The 13,956-nt window shown below is 64.5% G+C and carries 13 protein-coding genes and 1 pseudogene; 1 reads left to right on the top strand and 13 read right to left on the bottom strand.

All coding sequences use genetic code 11. The annotated features are described in order from the left end of the window. Both QTI45_RS33445 and QTI45_RS33440 read right to left on the bottom strand, forming a co-directional pair. Positions 1 to 258 (bottom strand): annotated as a pseudogene (locus QTI45_RS33445) (hypothetical protein); the annotation flags it as partial. Between the two features lie 1,033 nt (positions 259 to 1,291). Next, positions 1,292 to 2,287, bottom strand: coding sequence for a GlxA family transcriptional regulator (locus QTI45_RS33440; RefSeq protein ID WP_286657398.1), 996 nt, complete (start codon positions 2,285 to 2,287; stop codon positions 1,292 to 1,294). A 112-nt stretch (positions 2,288 to 2,399) separates the two neighbouring features. Here QTI45_RS33440 and QTI45_RS33435 point away from each other — a divergent pair, with 112 nt between their 5' ends. Next, on the top strand, positions 2,400 to 3,653 hold the full coding sequence (locus QTI45_RS33435; protein WP_286657397.1) for an acyl-CoA dehydrogenase family protein: 1,254 nt from the start codon (positions 2,400 to 2,402) through the stop codon (positions 3,651 to 3,653). A 207-nt stretch (positions 3,654 to 3,860) separates the two neighbouring features. Here QTI45_RS33435 and QTI45_RS33430 read toward each other — a convergent pair whose 3' ends face one another. From QTI45_RS33430 to QTI45_RS33380, 11 genes are all read right to left on the bottom strand, one after another. Next, positions 3,861 to 4,490, bottom strand: a complete 630-nt coding sequence (locus QTI45_RS33430) for a hypothetical protein (RefSeq protein WP_286372438.1) — start codon at positions 4,488 to 4,490, stop codon at positions 3,861 to 3,863. Positions 4,491 to 4,507: 17 nt separating this feature from the next. Continuing rightward, positions 4,508 to 5,179 (bottom strand): VIT1/CCC1 transporter family protein, encoded by a 672-nt coding sequence (locus QTI45_RS33425; RefSeq protein WP_286372437.1) that lies wholly within the window; start codon positions 5,177 to 5,179, stop codon positions 4,508 to 4,510. A 117-nt stretch (positions 5,180 to 5,296) separates the two neighbouring features. Beyond that, positions 5,297 to 6,562, bottom strand: a complete 1,266-nt coding sequence (locus tag QTI45_RS33420; RefSeq protein ID WP_286657396.1) for an alpha/beta hydrolase — start codon at positions 6,560 to 6,562, stop codon at positions 5,297 to 5,299. After that, complete coding sequence (locus QTI45_RS33415) at positions 6,559 to 7,116, bottom strand: GNAT family N-acetyltransferase (protein ID WP_286372435.1); 558 nt, start codon at positions 7,114 to 7,116, stop codon at positions 6,559 to 6,561. Before QTI45_RS33415 ends, QTI45_RS33420 begins: the two co-directional genes overlap by 4 nt. 436 nt (positions 7,117 to 7,552) lie before the next feature. After that, the gene (locus tag QTI45_RS33410) at positions 7,553 to 9,046 is read right to left on the bottom strand and encodes an MltF family protein (RefSeq protein WP_286372434.1); all 1,494 of its coding nucleotides are present in this window, start codon (positions 9,044 to 9,046) and stop codon (positions 7,553 to 7,555) included. Positions 9,047 to 9,116: 70 nt separating this feature from the next. Then, positions 9,117 to 9,344 carry a YMGG-like glycine zipper-containing protein gene (locus tag QTI45_RS33405; protein ID WP_286372433.1) on the bottom strand — a complete coding sequence of 76 codons (228 nt, stop codon included), beginning with the start codon at positions 9,342 to 9,344 and terminating at the stop codon, positions 9,117 to 9,119. Between the two features lie 12 nt (positions 9,345 to 9,356). Further along, complete coding sequence (locus QTI45_RS33400; protein ID WP_286372432.1) at positions 9,357 to 9,740, bottom strand: hypothetical protein; 384 nt, start codon at positions 9,738 to 9,740, stop codon at positions 9,357 to 9,359. A gap of 224 nt (positions 9,741 to 9,964) precedes the next feature. Then, on the bottom strand, positions 9,965 to 11,611 hold the full coding sequence (locus QTI45_RS33395) for a fatty acid--CoA ligase (protein ID WP_286657395.1): 1,647 nt from the start codon (positions 11,609 to 11,611) through the stop codon (positions 9,965 to 9,967). 61 nt (positions 11,612 to 11,672) lie between these two features. Then, entirely contained in the window at positions 11,673 to 11,879 is a 207-nt protein-coding gene (locus tag QTI45_RS33390) for a DUF1289 domain-containing protein (protein WP_286657400.1), read from the bottom strand. Positions 11,880 to 11,908: 29 nt separating this feature from the next. Beyond that, entirely contained in the window at positions 11,909 to 12,931 is a 1,023-nt protein-coding gene (locus tag QTI45_RS33385) for a YeiH family protein (RefSeq protein ID WP_286657394.1), read from the bottom strand. A gap of 7 nt (positions 12,932 to 12,938) precedes the next feature. After that, the gene (locus QTI45_RS33380; RefSeq protein WP_286657393.1) at positions 12,939 to 13,934 is read right to left on the bottom strand and encodes a Bug family tripartite tricarboxylate transporter substrate binding protein; all 996 of its coding nucleotides are present in this window, start codon (positions 13,932 to 13,934) and stop codon (positions 12,939 to 12,941) included. Positions 13,935 to 13,956 lie beyond the last annotated feature (22 nt).

The following is a 13,956-nucleotide window of genomic DNA, read 5'->3' as shown; positions in this document are numbered from 1 at the left end:
GAACTTGCCGTCGAGTTCCTCGTACTGGCCGCGCAGCTCGATGTTCCAACTGGGACTGATGGGCTTGCCGACGGCCAGGCCGCCGCCCCAGCCGTTGTCGGCGTTGCGGTCTCCGTCCGGATGGACATAGCTGCCGAAGGGCGTGATGTACCAGCGGTCGTCGAAGTACTGCTCGGCCGAGAAGGTGGTCTGCGCAAGGCAGAAGCCATAAGGGAGAGTAAGCGCGCAGCAAGCGGCGAGGGTGCGTCGGTCGAACATGAAGGCCTCCTGACGTGGTGGGAAGGTCAGTGTTGGGGAGGGCTTCAATCAAAGCAAATAAGCCGGATGGCTGATGGGCATTCCTGAGAATCGGCGTATACGCAAGTTGCCTGCACCTGCTGCGCGGATGGCATAAGAGCTTTATTCGCAGATCAACGCCTGCTTGCTCCGAAATCCGATCAGGTTTCGCCGAATCCGCGCAATTTCCGAAGCCGAGCGCGTCGCCGTCACGTTTTTCTCGGGCACCTTTGGTTTCAAATGTATTCACTTCAACGGCAAAGGTGGCGTGCGGGCAACGTAAAACGACGTCCCACCTGCAGCGTGCAAAATGTTCGTGGGTGCTTCCCACCGGACCGTGACAACTGCTGCCATTGATCACCGCGCTACCCAGTGCCGGCTGCTGATGAACGGGTCCACCGTCATGTCGACGTTCGCGGTGACTGTCAACGCTGCCGCAGAGCGTTGCCGACATCATTTGCCGCCGAGGAAGCCCTCCGCGCTGCCCTCAACGACAGCTGCATGGCGTTGGAAAGATCGGGACGTTCGCAGACTTTCTTAGCCGGTAGCGGGCGTTTGTCCGGCGCAAACGAATGCCACTCACTGAGCGCGAGCAGAGAAGGCAGCCACGGAGGAGCAAGCATTCTTTTGACCCAGGTCCCGTACACCGCCGTCGCAGTGGTTTGGGCCTACAGGAATTGCGCTCCGCAATCAGCGCCGTCGAGCGAGGCCCCTGACGCCTCTTCGCCACGACGAAACTTCACCAGCCAGGCGAGGCGTTGGCAGGAGTGCGCGCCCTTGGGCTCTCCTCGTCAGGCGATCGCCTCTAACACGCCGGCCTCAAAGCATCCCAAGTTTTACAAGCCGGGATGAAGAACGCAAAGCGCCCGGCCGCCCGCGCACGTCTTGGACTGTGCTTTCTGACCACATGGCACGGATTCCAGTTGAGACCGGTCAGGAAACGCTGCCACTTTGAATTGAACGTCGGCTCTGAAGCGACATTGACTGCTGCAACCGCAGTTTGGCTTGGACATGCCTACATCCCGGCTTCGACGGACTGGTAACGACTCCGATACGCGCCGGGACTCAGCCCTATGCGCTCCCTGAACAATCGCGAAAAGGAACTGGCGTCGGTGTAGCCGACCTGCATGGCGATCTGGTCGACACCGAGATCGCTGGCCTCCAGGAGGGCACGCGCCGAATCGATTCGCAAGTTCTGCAGATAGGTGAGAGGCGATTGATCGAGCACGGCGTTGAACCGGCGAATCAACGTCCTTTCACTCACCGCCAACTCGGCGGCAAGGTCGGAAATGCGGGTGGGCCCGGACATGTTCTTCTGCAGCCAGTGCTGGGCACGATGCACCAACGCATCGGTGTGGGCCACGTCCGCGAGCAGCGGCAGGTAGGGTGTCTGAGAGGTTTGGCTCACATCGATGAGCATGCTCTTGGCACATTGCGAGGCAATTGCCGGCCCGCAGAACCTTTCGACGACTCGGATCGCCTGCAGCAAGTAGGACGCAGAGGCGCCGGCGCAAAGCAGACGTTCGACTTCCGTGAGGACAGGTCGCATCTGCAGGTCGACGCGCGGGAAACGCAGGCGAAACTGCCGCTCCAGCCACCAGGTCGTGGTGGCAATTCGGTCGTTCAAGAGGCCGGTCTGGGCAAGGATGAAGGTTCCCGTGCAGTTGGCCGCCAGCCAGGCACCACGGCGCCACTGCGACACCAGCCACGCGCAGGCGGCTGATTGACCCTCGAGGAATTGATCGAACTTTCGGTGGCCTGCGTAGTGCAGGCTCGGGATGAACACGAGATCGTAGTGGTCGCGCGCGCCGACCTTGAGCGTCTGCAATTGCAGGCCGTTGCTCGCCGCGACTTCGTCGCCCGACAGCGACACGAAACGCCATTCAAAGAACGCGGCAGAAGCACCCTGTTGTCGGCGCAGATGCGAATTCGCCACTTGCAGGATGTCTGCGAAGCCCCCCAGGCTGGAGGCGTAGCAACCGTCAAATGCAAGGATGGCAGCGCGGGGCATGGGATGTCGTATTTCGCATAGAAACCGTCGGTTTCGCCAATGTACCTCGGATGCTCCACGGCCTAGACTTGTCGCACATCAACGGGCAGCCAGCCCCCGACGGAATGCGACCATGAACGCCAGAGACACGACCCTTGCGCACGCACAGCACACGCCCGAGCGGCATCAGCCGCGGCTCTATCACGACCTCCTCACGCCCGAGGAAACGAAGGCGATTCGCGAAGAGGTTCGCCGCTTCGCCGACGCGCATGTGGCACCAGTCGCCTGGGAGATTGGCCACCGCGAAGAATCGATCGAGAGCTTTCCGTATGAGCTCTTTCGCACGATGGCCGACGCCGGACTGTTCCGCATCCCCTTTTCGGCCGAGGTGGGCGGCCGTGGCCTGAAGTACCCAGCATGCGCGACTGCGGTTCTCATCGAGGAGCTGGCCTATCACTCCAATTCCGTCGCGGCCATTGTCGATGTGCATTGCATCCTGGCCGGTCATGCCCTCGAGCATGCGTCGCCCGCGCTGCAGGCGCGCTATCTCACACCCCTGCTGGCTGGCGAGAAGATCGGCAGCTTCGCGACCACCGAACCAGACGCCAGCACGGATCTGAGCATCAAGACAATGCAGACCTTCGCGAACCGCGAAGGCACCGGCTACGTGGTCAATGGCCGCAAGCGATTCATCACGAATGCGCCAGTCGCCGACTTCGTCGTGCTGCTGTGCGCGGAGGAAGGACGCATGACGGAGATTGTCATCGACCTGGACGCACCCGGGGTGCGCGTTGGCGCCCCGGACCGGAAGATGGGCAATCACGGCCAGCTCACGGCCGACATCTATTTCGACAATGTCCAGGTTCCAGCGGAGAACGTGGTGGGATCGACAGGCGGTGGTCTGAAGATCGCACTGCAGACCTTGACCTACGGGCGCATCGGCATCGCCGCCAGCGGCGTCGGCATGGCCCAGGCGACCTTTGACCACAGCGTCGAGCGGTTGAAGACGCGCCAGGCATTCGGCAAGGCGATCGCGCAGTTCCAGCACTGGCAATTCAAGCTGGCCGAGCGCGCCACCGAGATCGAGAATGCACGCAACCTGTACCTGAAGGCGGCGCGGCGCATGGACGCCGGCGAGGCCTTTCCGGAGCCTGAGGCTGCCATGGCGAAGTGGTATGCGACCAATCTCGCCGCCGACTTCGCGCGCGACGGGGTTCAGATCTTCGGCGGCTATGGCTTCATGTCGGAGCTGGCGGCCGATGGCTCGCACTACCGGGTCGAAGAGATCTACCGCGATTGCAAGATCGCCGAGATCTACGAAGGCACCAACGAGATCCAGAAGCTGGTGATCGCGCGGTCCATCTTCGGCAAGGATGTCACAGGCTAGGCTGGCGCAGCCTTCCGGCGGCTTCTCCCGCTCCGCGCCCGGTTCCGGCTCGGAATCCGGTTCCGATTGCGCAGGTCCGGGGGATCCGTGTGCGCGCTCCTCTCGGCATTCGACCTCGCCGCTTCCTCCGAAGTCCTCGGCTGGTCACCGCGTGCCCGGGAGGCACTGTCGGCAATCGGACTCCGGTGTCAATCGCGGCTCCGTTTCTCAGAAGGCCACCCCGATCGACCCGACGAACACCTGGTCCTTCGACCCCGGGTTGAACCAGAAGCCGCCCACGGTCATGCGGCCCCAGGTCACCTGCGCGAACGGCCCGCGCTGGACGTCCCGATCTCCCCCATAGATCCGGGTTCGCTGCGCGGCCAGCCCGACGCGAAGCCATTCGACCGGCCGGAAACCGAGTTCGCTCCAGGCATAGAAATAGCTGCCGCTTTGCTCTCTTCTGTCGTGGACGTATTCGGCCTCGATGTAGAAGTCGAGCCGCTTCCATGCGAGGCTGGCCTCCAGGCCGGGCACGAAGGCGTCGACCGTGCCCCAGGCGGTTCCAAGCAGCGGGGTAAGCTCCCACTTGATGTTCTCGCCGCCAGAGAAGTTCCAGCCGACGAACGCCGAACGGGCACCGATCGACTCGTAGTTCACCCGTGCTTCAAGATGCAGGACGCCGCGATCAGCGGTCACGATCCCCGAGGTGTAGTTCTCGCCACCGCGCACGACCGTCGGAAAGGCCGTGACCGCAAACTCCCACTTGGGTTCGTCCTCGGAGGCAGCGGCAGGCTCAGTCCCTTCCCCCTCGGCGGCGAATGCGCCGGAGGCCATCGCGGCCGTGACCGCGGCCATCACCCGTCGGGCGGTTCTCATCCGCCGAGCGCGTTGATCGCGATCACGAGCAGTGTGCCCAGCACCGCCATCCCGACGCCAGCCTTCCACATGCCATAGCCTGCGTAGCGCCCGAAGGCCAGACCACCGAAGAACAGCATCGCCAACGCGATGGCGCGCGACAGGTTCTTCGCCGCTCCCACGTCCTGCATGACTGCAAAAGGCAGCACCACGGGAAAGGTCGCCAGCACCACCAGCACGAAGATCGCCAGGGCGGCACGCAGGTCGCTCCACCCCAGCGTCGCTCGCTCAGGTACGAAGGGATGCTCGACGATCCGGCGGCGGATGGCCTCGACCTCCGTCTCCGAGACGAGGCCCGCCGCCGCTCGCGACAGCGCGTGTTCGATCTGGCTGCGGCCTGATCTCGCATCGGCTGCGGCACGCACGGAGTTCACCAGCGTGAGCCGCCTGCCGCGATCAGCGATGGTCCGGACCAGGTACATCACGGCGTCGACGAGACCCCAGGCGAGATTGCAGCCCAAAGCGGCGACGAACATGTCCCGGATCTCCGCACGTCCGGTCTCCGCCACCGACACGGCCCCCACAAAACTGAGCGCCATGAGCAGGCCGAACAGCGTCTCCGAGACGCGGTCGATCGGACTGAGCACGGGTTCGCGGGTTTCCTCGACTGCGGCCACGATGTCGCCCATTGCCATCCTCCTCGTTTTCCAGTCTGAGGCGCACGATACGCAGCATGCGATCGTTCGGCCACAGGGTATTCGCGCACCGCGGGCGGCCCGACTGCGCATCGGCGGGCGTTCGGAACCTCATGGCGGCGCCAACGCAGGCTTGCTGCGCAGTTCCGGGAACGCCTCCAGCAGCCGCGTCGTCACGCAATCGACATAGCCCTCGGGAATGCGCCAGACCCGCGACCCCCGGGGTTGGTTCTCCAGGCAGCGTCTGGCGGGTGGAATGGGGTATCGCAGCGACAGCGAGACGTCCGACGAGATGACTTCGTTGGCATACCAGTAGCCGTGTCCCTTCATGCCCCCCATCTCGTGAGCCCCTCCAACCTGCGTGACGTCCACCGCAACGAGGCGAGGGTTGTCCATGCGCTGGAGATCTTCGACGGACAGGACCGTGAGGTCGGGCCGCCCCAGCCGCGAGGCACCGGCGACCAGGGTCGAAAAGCCGAGTGCACGGTCGACCTGCGAGAAATAGATGACGACCTGCTGCGAGACGTCGAGAGCAGGCGCCACGTAGTCTCGGGCAAAGGTCTTCAGATCGACGTCGGACGCGGCGAAGATGACGCTTCCCAGCCGGTACTTGCGCTGCAGTTCGTCATGACCAAGCAGCGGATCGCGCTGCCGCAGGCGCGCCACCGCGGCGGCGAGCAGTGGCGAGCCGCAGCTGTAAGCCATCACGTTGATGTAGTCGGCCTTGGTACGACCGGCCAGCACCAGCAGTCGCTCGATGTCCGGGATGTAGCTCTCCGCGCGGGGGCAATCGGTCAGGTAATTCCAGAACATCGCCCCGGTGGGCCATTGGAACGTCAGCGCTGCGCCCTGGCCCAGGTAGTGAGAGAACGAGGCCATCTGCACCGCCACTTCGTCGAACGCGACGCGGTAGCCGTGGACGTAGATGATCAGCTCGCGGTTCCTCGATCTCTCGATCTGCGAGTCGATCGCCGCAATGAAGCGCCGCTCCGCCTCTTCGACGTTGCCCATGCGACTCGCGCGGCCGAGTTCCTCGATCGCCTCCACGGCTCCGGAGCGCGGACGGTCGACGCTGCTGTTACGGTGCGAGGCCACGAGCTGGTCCCAGCTCATCCCCGGTTCGCCCAGTCGAACCGTGGCCACGCCCAGCATGACGCCGCCGCCGTCGGCGTCGCCATAGTGGCCCTCGGCCGCCGGTGCGCGGGTGGTGGCAAAGAAGACCGGCTGGCTGGGAGTGCGCAACGCCTCGGGAATCCGGGAGGCGAAGTCGACGCGCGGGTCCTTGAGCACCGCCGGTGTCGGCACGAGGTGCGGATCCACCGACGAACAACCCACCACGGCAAGGATCGTCCCAAAAAGGAATGCGATGGCCTTCATCCGCCGAGTCTCATTCGGCAGATGCGAACTGTCGCGTCGTCCGGATCGGCCTTGACACCGAACCCAAGCCGCCTTGCGAGACGAAGCATCGGCTGGTTCTCACTCAGCACGAACCCTTCCATTTCCCGCATCCCACGACGCTTCGCCTCGTCGATGAGCGCGGTCATGAGCGCGGTCGCAAGGCCGGCCCCACTGAAGCTGGCAGCAACGGTGATCGCGAACTCGCAGGCGGTGCGGTCGCTGCCGAAGACTGCAATGGCGCTTCCAACGATGTCGATCCCGTCCGCTGCCGGGACCGTGGCCACGATGCCGATTCCACATTCGGGAAACGAGGCGAGCGTGTGACGCAGACGATCCAGGTTGGGCTCGCGAACGGCGTGCATGAACCGCATGTAGCGGGCTTCGTTGCTCATGCGCTCGAACGCCTGCAAGAGTTCGGCCTCATCGGCCGGGCAGGATGCCCGCAGGTGCACCACCCGCCCGTCGCGCAACCTGATGTCGCCCGCCATGCCTGAAGCCGGGTCGTGATTCGAATCGAAGGCCGCGTCGATCATGGTGACTCCAATGTGGGAATCTCGTCCGTCCCGTATAAGGCCATCAAAGCGTACAACGCACACGTCTTTGCCGCAATTGGAACGTGCGCCTTCAACTGATGCATTGGCCCATGTCGTGGAGTCAGAAACCATCGCTCGCACCATGCCGCCTTAGGCCCAGCGTCGCACAGCGGCGGCGGGGCCGGGCGCTCGCGCTGGGTGACGTCATGGCGGAATCGCTGCTGCTTACTTCGCTGAGCACGTCACTGTCGAAAGTGGTGGCAGGACAGGCCCGGGCTTGAAGCGCCGATCTTGTCGTGATTGGCACAGCAAACCCTGCGGGGCGGGGTGCTGAGCAGGTAAGACGCGTCGCGCTCGCTCCGGGGACCCGCTTCCCGAACGCCAGGAACCAGAGGTTCGACGTGAAGGTCGACTGCCATGGGACCGTGCTCCCGCGCTACTTGCCACTCCCGCTCTTGACCTTTTCGACCGCTTCCTTCGTGGCAGCCCGACCTTCCTGCATCAGGCGATAGCCGACGTAGTACTTGTAGATGTTGTTGACGTAGGTGATGGTCTCCTGCCCGATCTTCTCGGCCACCACGTACTCGACGTTCTGGAACCAGATGTTGGGGTCCAGGCCGCGCTTGGCGGCTTCCTTGCGCATCGAGGAGATACGGCCCGCGCCTGCGTTGTAGGAGGCGAATGCGAACAGCGCCTTGTCGAGCGGCGTCATCGGCTCCTTGCCGTAGTACTGGTCGATCATCCAGCGCATGTACTTGATGCCGGCATGGATGTTCGCCTCGGTCTCCCTGATGTCGCCCACCTTCATGTCCTTGCCGGTGGCGGGCATCAACTGCATCACGCCGATGGCGCCCACCTGGCTCTTCGCGTTCTGGTTGAGCTGCGACTCCTGGTAGCCCTGAGCGCCCATCAGCACCCAGTCGACGTCGTACTGTTGGCCGTATTTCCGGAAGTACTCGACCAGCGCATAGAACTTCTTTCGCTCCTCCTCCGAGGCCGCATTCTTCAGGTACTTGACGTTCTTCAGGTAGCGCGTCAGAAGCTGGTTGCCGGTTGCGGTACCGACCTTGTTGCGATTGGCGAAATCGTCGACCGCTGCCTTGAGCTGCGGGCTGCCTTTACGAATCGCCCAGGCGATCTCACCACCTGTGCGAACCGCGACGTTGTCATGCACGGTGACCTTCGGGAAGATCTGCTTCCAGAAGTCCGCGATGTACTTGTCAACGATGACGATGCCGACCAAGCCGGCATTGAGCATCTCCAGGAGGTCCTCGTCTTCCAGCGTCTCGGGGGCTTCCTTCAGATTGACCGGCGCCTTCCGTTCGGCCTCGAATTTCTTGTTGAGCGCAAGCAGGCTTTCGTAATAGCTTGACGATCTGCGTACGAAGACGTCCTTGCCGGCGAGATCATCCAGGTCGGCAACCTTCGGCGAGGCCGGGCCGGTCACCACGACCTCGCTCACGTTGCTCATGCCGGCGGATGAGAAATCCACCAATTTCTGGCGTTCGGGGGTGATCGTGAGACTGGCCGCGGCGATGTCGCCCTTGCCGGTGACAAGCCCGTTCAGCAACTGGTCACGACTCACCGGGATGAACACCACCCGCACCTTCAAGTTCTTGTTCTTGAGCTTGCCCTCCGCCGCGAGCTTCTTGTTGAGTTCATCCTCGAACAGCCGAAAGTGGTCGACCACGATGCCTCGGTTCACCCCCTTGTCGACGAAGTAGAAGGTCTTGCTGTTGACGGTCAACACGCGGATCACCCGCCGCTCAATCATTCCGTCGAGGTCGCCGGTCCACGGTTTGGCCTGCGCGAGATCGATCGTCAGGGTTCCTCCAGCCGCCTTCTTCGGGCCCGCGTCCTCGGCGAATGCGGGGCCGCCCGACAGGAAGCAGGACAGCACGAAGCTCAGCCACACATGAGCGGTTTTCATGCTCGTGTCCTTTCAGTTGGTTCGGCACAGCGCCGCCGGCGATACGGCGGCGCTCAGGACCGGAACGACCTCACTGCTGTTGCTTTTTGCCCTTCATGTTGCCGGCGACGCCACCGGCGACCGCGCCCACGGCCGCGCCGGTCCAGCCGCTGCCCCCGGCGATGGCCGCGATCCCCGCGCCCGCGGCGGCGCCTATGGCCGCGCCGCTGGCTGTTCCCTGCTGCTGCGGGGTCATGTTCGTGCACCCGATCAGGCCGATTGCGGCCGCGAGGGCCAGCGTCACTTTGATCTGCTTCATGTTCTGTCTCCTTTACTTCGTGTTGCGCAGTTCGGGCTGAACGATCTCGTACCAGATCGTTTCGATGACAGGCCGCTTCAGCAGATCGGGATGCGCCGCATACCAACGATCCAGCGTGCCGCGCACGCTGTCGAGCGTCTGGCCCTTCAACCCCTTGGCGAAGCTCGGAACGGCAGTCTGCGACGCGAACGTGGGGTTTACGCCCTGGTAGGCCTGCTCGACCTGGTAGGCATTGGCAATGCCGATCAGGTAGGTCCGCTTCAATTGCTCGGTCGACTTGACCCAGTGTTCGCCGGTCACCAGCGGGACTTCCTGGGCGCGGGCCATGCCCCACGCCATCGCCAGCCCCATGCAGGCCGCACCGACGGCCCAGCGCATCTTCGGTTTCATCGTCATCGCGCTCTCCTCGTGAGTTTGGACATGCGAAACGGGTCGACCGCTGGGCGGTTTGCCGCTTTGCCAGACAGCGGAAATGAATTGTCGACCTGATCGTTCGCCCGGTCCTTAGGGTCTACCTTTACTTCATCAATCGCCGCCCGCACCTCGCTGCTGCGTGGTCGGACTTCACCGTGGTCGATCCATGTCACCGCTCTTGTGGAGTGGGTGTTCATCGTTTCAGCTCACAGCGACTGCTCGCGCAGCACCTTCTTGTTGATCTTGCCGACACTGGTCTTGGGGATCTCCGAAACAAAGGCGATCCGGTCGGCTTCCGGTACGGCATACTTGCTGATCCGCTTCGAATCGACATGCTCGAGGAGCCGCGCACAGATGGCGGTCGAGTCGAGCTCCATGCCGGCCTTGCGCACGACGAAGGCCATCGGGCGCTCGCCCCACTTCTCGTCGCGCACGCCGACCACTGCGCACTCCTGCACCCCGGGGACTTCGGCGATCAGACCCTCCACCTCGATGGAGGACACCCACTCGCCCCCGGTCTTGATCACGTCCTTGATGCGATCGACGATCTGCACGAACCCCTGCGGCGTCATCACCGCGATGTCCTGCGTGTGCAGGTAACCGCCCGCCCAGAGTTCCTCCGAGGCCTCGGGCTTCTTGAAGTAGCTCTGCGTAAGAAACGGCGCGCGCAGGACGATCTCGCCCTGGCCCCGCCCATCGCGCGGCATGTCGCGCATCTCCTCGTCCACCACGCGCAAGTCCACCAGAGGAACGGGCCTGCCGGGCGAGCACCGCCTACGCACCTCTTCCTGCGGGTCCCTGGCCGCGAACCCGGGCGGCAGCTGCGCGAGCGAGACGATCGGTCCGGTCTCGGACATGCCGTAGCCGGCGAAGACGTCCATCCCGCGCGCCAGCGCCGCCTCGCACAGCACCGGTGAAAGCGCTGAGCCGCCGATGATCATCTTCCACCCCGAGAGGTCCGGCGGGTCCTCCTGCGACGCCGTCAGCAGCATCTGCAGAATGGTGGGCACGCAGTGGGAAAACGTGACCTGCTCCGACTGGCGAAGCTTCAGCAGGGCTTCAGGCACGTAACGCCCCGGAAGCACCGTCTTCAGACCCAGTAGCACTGCGACATACGGCAGACCCCAGGCAAGGACGTGGAACATCGGGGTGATCGGCATGTAGACGTCCTCGCGGTGCAGCCGCTGCCCTTCCCTTTGCGCGCACAGGCTGGTGGAGGCAACCAGCGCATGCAGCACGATGTCCCGGTGGCTGTAGCTCACGCCCTTGGGATCGCCGGTCGTTCCGGTGGTGTAGAAGGTCGCGGCCTTGGTCTGCTCGTCGAAGTCACCGAACTTGAAGTCGGGTGAAGCCTGGGCCATCAGCGTCTCGTACTCGCCCGCGAGCGGCAGCGGCGTGGCCGGCGCGTCCTGGCCGTCCGCCATCACCACGATCTGGAGAACACCCTTCAACCCCGCCTTGATCTGCTCGAGGACGGGCAGGAAATCCGCGTGCACCAGCACGATCTCGGCATCCGAATCGTTCAACGTGTAGAGGATCTGCTGCGGCGACAGCCGCACGTTCACCGTGAACAAGGTGGCGCCCATCATCGGGATGCCGAAGTAACTCTCCAGGTAGCGATGGCTGTCCCAGTCCATGACGGCGACCGTCGTGCCGTGGCGGGCACCCAGCGCGCTCAGCGCCGAAGCCAACCGGCCGATGCGATGCCGGAACTCGTGAAAGCTGTAGCGCATCTCGCCGCGATAGCTGATCTCCTGATCGCCGTGCAGGCTCAGCGCGTTGACGAGCAATTGCCTGACGAGCAGGGGGTAGGTGTAGGCCGAGGGGGTCGGTGCAACGAGGTTGGCGTTCATGGGGTCTCCGGTTGGGTCAATGGGTGGGTATGGGGGTCGAAAGCGCGCGATGAAATGCGCTCTATGGCGTTGGCTGCATTGCGCGCGTGACCGCCGGGTCCGTGCGCTGCCGGATCAAGGCGGCAACGTCGGCCCTTTGCTGCTCGGTCATCCGGGGCCAGCTGCCGATCTCCAGCGCGGTTCTCTTGCATCCCTGACAGAACTTGCCATCCGGGTCCACCCTGCAAATGTTCACGCAGGGGTCTGCAACGAGAACGTTCTCACTCATGGCGGCACCGAAGGTCATTCCCGCAGGGCTCAGCGAGCAATGAACAGGAAGCCGACCACGAGGATCGCCAGGAACGCCGTCTCGCTGACCATCAGCACGATCGGCTTCAGGCCCACGGTGGCGAAGTCCTTCAGGTGCGACTTCATGCCGATCGCCGCCATCGAGATCACCAGCAGCCATGTCGCGAGCGTCTGCGGCGCCTGCTGCAGCGTCGCGGGAATCAGCCCGGCGCTGTTGACGGCGACCAGCAGCGCGAAGGCGACCACGAACCACGGCAGCAGCGGCGGCTTTGTGGTCCCGCCCACCCCGGCCAGGTGCAGCTTGCGATACGACAACGTGATGACCAAGATCACCGGCAGCAGCATCGCCACGCGCAGCTTGACGATGGTCGCGGCATCGCCCGTCTCCTTGGACATCCCGTAGCCCGCGCCGACCACCTGCGCGACGTCGTGGATCGTGCCGCCCAGGAAGATGCCGGCCGGCTCGCCGGCAAATCCGAGCGCAGCGGCGATCATCGGATAGAGCACCATCGCGGCGGTCGAGAGCGTGCTGACGCCGATGACCGTGAAGATGGTGGCGCGCTCCTTCACGTTGTCGTCAGCGTGCGCTGGCGTGACCGCGGCGATCGCCATCGCAGCCGAGGCGCCGCAGATGCCGACGGCGCCGCCCGTCAGGACGCCAAAACGGTTGCGGTAGCCGAGCATCTTCGCCAGCACGACGCCGAAGGCGATGGTCAACGCCACCGACACGACCACCATCGCGATCGGCATCGCGCCCAGTGCCGCGATCTGCCCAAGCGTGATGCGCACGCCGAGCAGGGCGACCCCGATACGCAGCAGCGTGCTGGCGGAGAACCGGATGCCCGGGACGCAGCGACCCTCGGTCGACAGGAAGTTCAGCGCCATGCCGAGCAACAAGGCGAAGAGCATGGCCGACACATGGTAGTGCTCGGCCAGCGAGATCGCGGCCACTGCCACCACCGCCGACACCAGGATGCCGTGGAAGTGGCTGCGAGCGGGCGCGCGCCAGCCGGGCAGCGTCAGGGCGTTCATGCCGCACTCACTCGGGCTGGTAGTTGACCGAGCGCAGCACCTCGCCGACGCGTTCGGAGTCCTTGCGCAGGCCGGCGCCCAATTGCTCGGAGGTCAGCGGCTGGCCGGCGTCCTGGCCGAGTTCCTTGAGGCGCTCGCGCAGCTGTGGCTGCTGCAGCACCTTCAGCGTCGCCTCTCGCAGCTTCTGCTGCGCGGCGGCGGGCACGTCGGACGCCGCGAACATCCCGATCCAGCCGATCGCCTCGAGCTGCGGAAAGCCCAGTTCGGTGAAGGTGGGAACCTCGGGCAGGACGCTCAGACGCTTCGGTGCGCTGACGGCGTAGGCCCTGAGCTTGCCGCTCCTGATCATCGGCAGCGAAGTGGCGACGCCGTCGAACATCAGCGGCACATGCCCGCCCATCACATCCACCAGCGCGGGCGGCGAACCCTTGTACCCGACATGGCTCATCTCCAGGCCGGCGACCTTGTTCATCTGCATCCCCATCACATGCGACATCGTTCCGGCGCTGTACGACGCGTAGCTGATCTTGCCCGGGTTGGCTTTCACATGGGCCATCAGCTCGATGAGGTTCCTCGCCGGCAGCGACGGGTTGCCCACCAGCACGAGGCCGCTGCGGGCCAGCTCGGCCAGCGGCGTGATGTCCTTGAACGGGTCGTACTTCGGCTTGAGCGTGTGCGGCACCTCGCTGACCAGCGCGTTCGGGGCGACGATCAGCGTGTGGCCGTCGTGCGGCGACGACAGCAGGTCCTGCATCGCGATCGCTCCGAGCCCCCCGGGCTTGTTCTCGACCACCACCGGCTGGCCGAGCAGCGGCGCGAGCCCCTCGGCCACCATCCGCGCGACCATATCGGAGGTACCTCCGGCCGGCGCGCTGACGAGCAAGCGCACGGGCTTCGTTGGAAAGCCCTGCGCCCAGGCAGGGGACGCCGCCACCGCCAAGGTGGCGCCGGTCAGCAGCAAGGTGTTGCGCACGGCGCACCGGATGCGTGGGAGTGCGTTCATCTTTGTCTCCTTATCGCTCACT

Source organism: Variovorax saccharolyticus, from assembly GCF_030316765.1.
Taxonomy (GTDB): domain Bacteria; phylum Pseudomonadota; class Gammaproteobacteria; order Burkholderiales; family Burkholderiaceae_C; genus Variovorax; species Variovorax saccharolyticus.
The sequence above is the reverse complement of the archived record's forward strand: the minus strand, read 5'-3'. Positions and strand labels throughout refer to the sequence as shown.

What these genes read in the sequence shown, in the direction of transcription:
- QTI45_RS33415 (WP_286372435.1), bottom strand. Translation starts at nt 7,116, where the DNA reads ATGATCGACGCGGCCTTCGATTCGAATCACGACCCGGCTTCAGGCATG.
- QTI45_RS33390 (WP_286657400.1), bottom strand. Translation starts at nt 11,879, where the DNA reads ATGAGTGAGAACGTTCTCGTTGCAGACCCCTGCGTGAACATTTGCAGG.
- QTI45_RS33430 (WP_286372438.1), bottom strand. Translation starts at nt 4,490, where the DNA reads ATGGCCGCGGTCACGGCCGCGATGGCCTCCGGCGCATTCGCCGCCGAG.
- QTI45_RS33385 (WP_286657394.1), bottom strand. Translation starts at nt 12,931, where the DNA reads ATGAACGCCCTGACGCTGCCCGGCTGGCGCGCGCCCGCTCGCAGCCAC.
- QTI45_RS33440 (WP_286657398.1), bottom strand. Translation starts at nt 2,287, where the DNA reads ATGCCCCGCGCTGCCATCCTTGCATTTGACGGTTGCTACGCCTCCAGC.
- QTI45_RS33405 (WP_286372433.1), bottom strand. Translation starts at nt 9,344, where the DNA reads ATGAAGCAGATCAAAGTGACGCTGGCCCTCGCGGCCGCAATCGGCCTG.
- QTI45_RS33400 (WP_286372432.1), bottom strand. Translation starts at nt 9,740, where the DNA reads ATGACGATGAAACCGAAGATGCGCTGGGCCGTCGGTGCGGCCTGCATG.
- QTI45_RS33420 (WP_286657396.1), bottom strand. Translation starts at nt 6,562, where the DNA reads ATGAAGGCCATCGCATTCCTTTTTGGGACGATCCTTGCCGTGGTGGGT.
- QTI45_RS33410 (WP_286372434.1), bottom strand. Translation starts at nt 9,046, where the DNA reads ATGAAAACCGCTCATGTGTGGCTGAGCTTCGTGCTGTCCTGCTTCCTG.
- QTI45_RS33435 (WP_286657397.1), top strand. Translation starts at nt 2,400, where the DNA reads ATGAACGCCAGAGACACGACCCTTGCGCACGCACAGCACACGCCCGAG.
- QTI45_RS33395 (WP_286657395.1), bottom strand. Translation starts at nt 11,611, where the DNA reads ATGAACGCCAACCTCGTTGCACCGACCCCCTCGGCCTACACCTACCCC.
- QTI45_RS33425 (WP_286372437.1), bottom strand. Translation starts at nt 5,179, where the DNA reads ATGGGCGACATCGTGGCCGCAGTCGAGGAAACCCGCGAACCCGTGCTC.
- QTI45_RS33380 (WP_286657393.1), bottom strand. Translation starts at nt 13,934, where the DNA reads ATGAACGCACTCCCACGCATCCGGTGCGCCGTGCGCAACACCTTGCTG.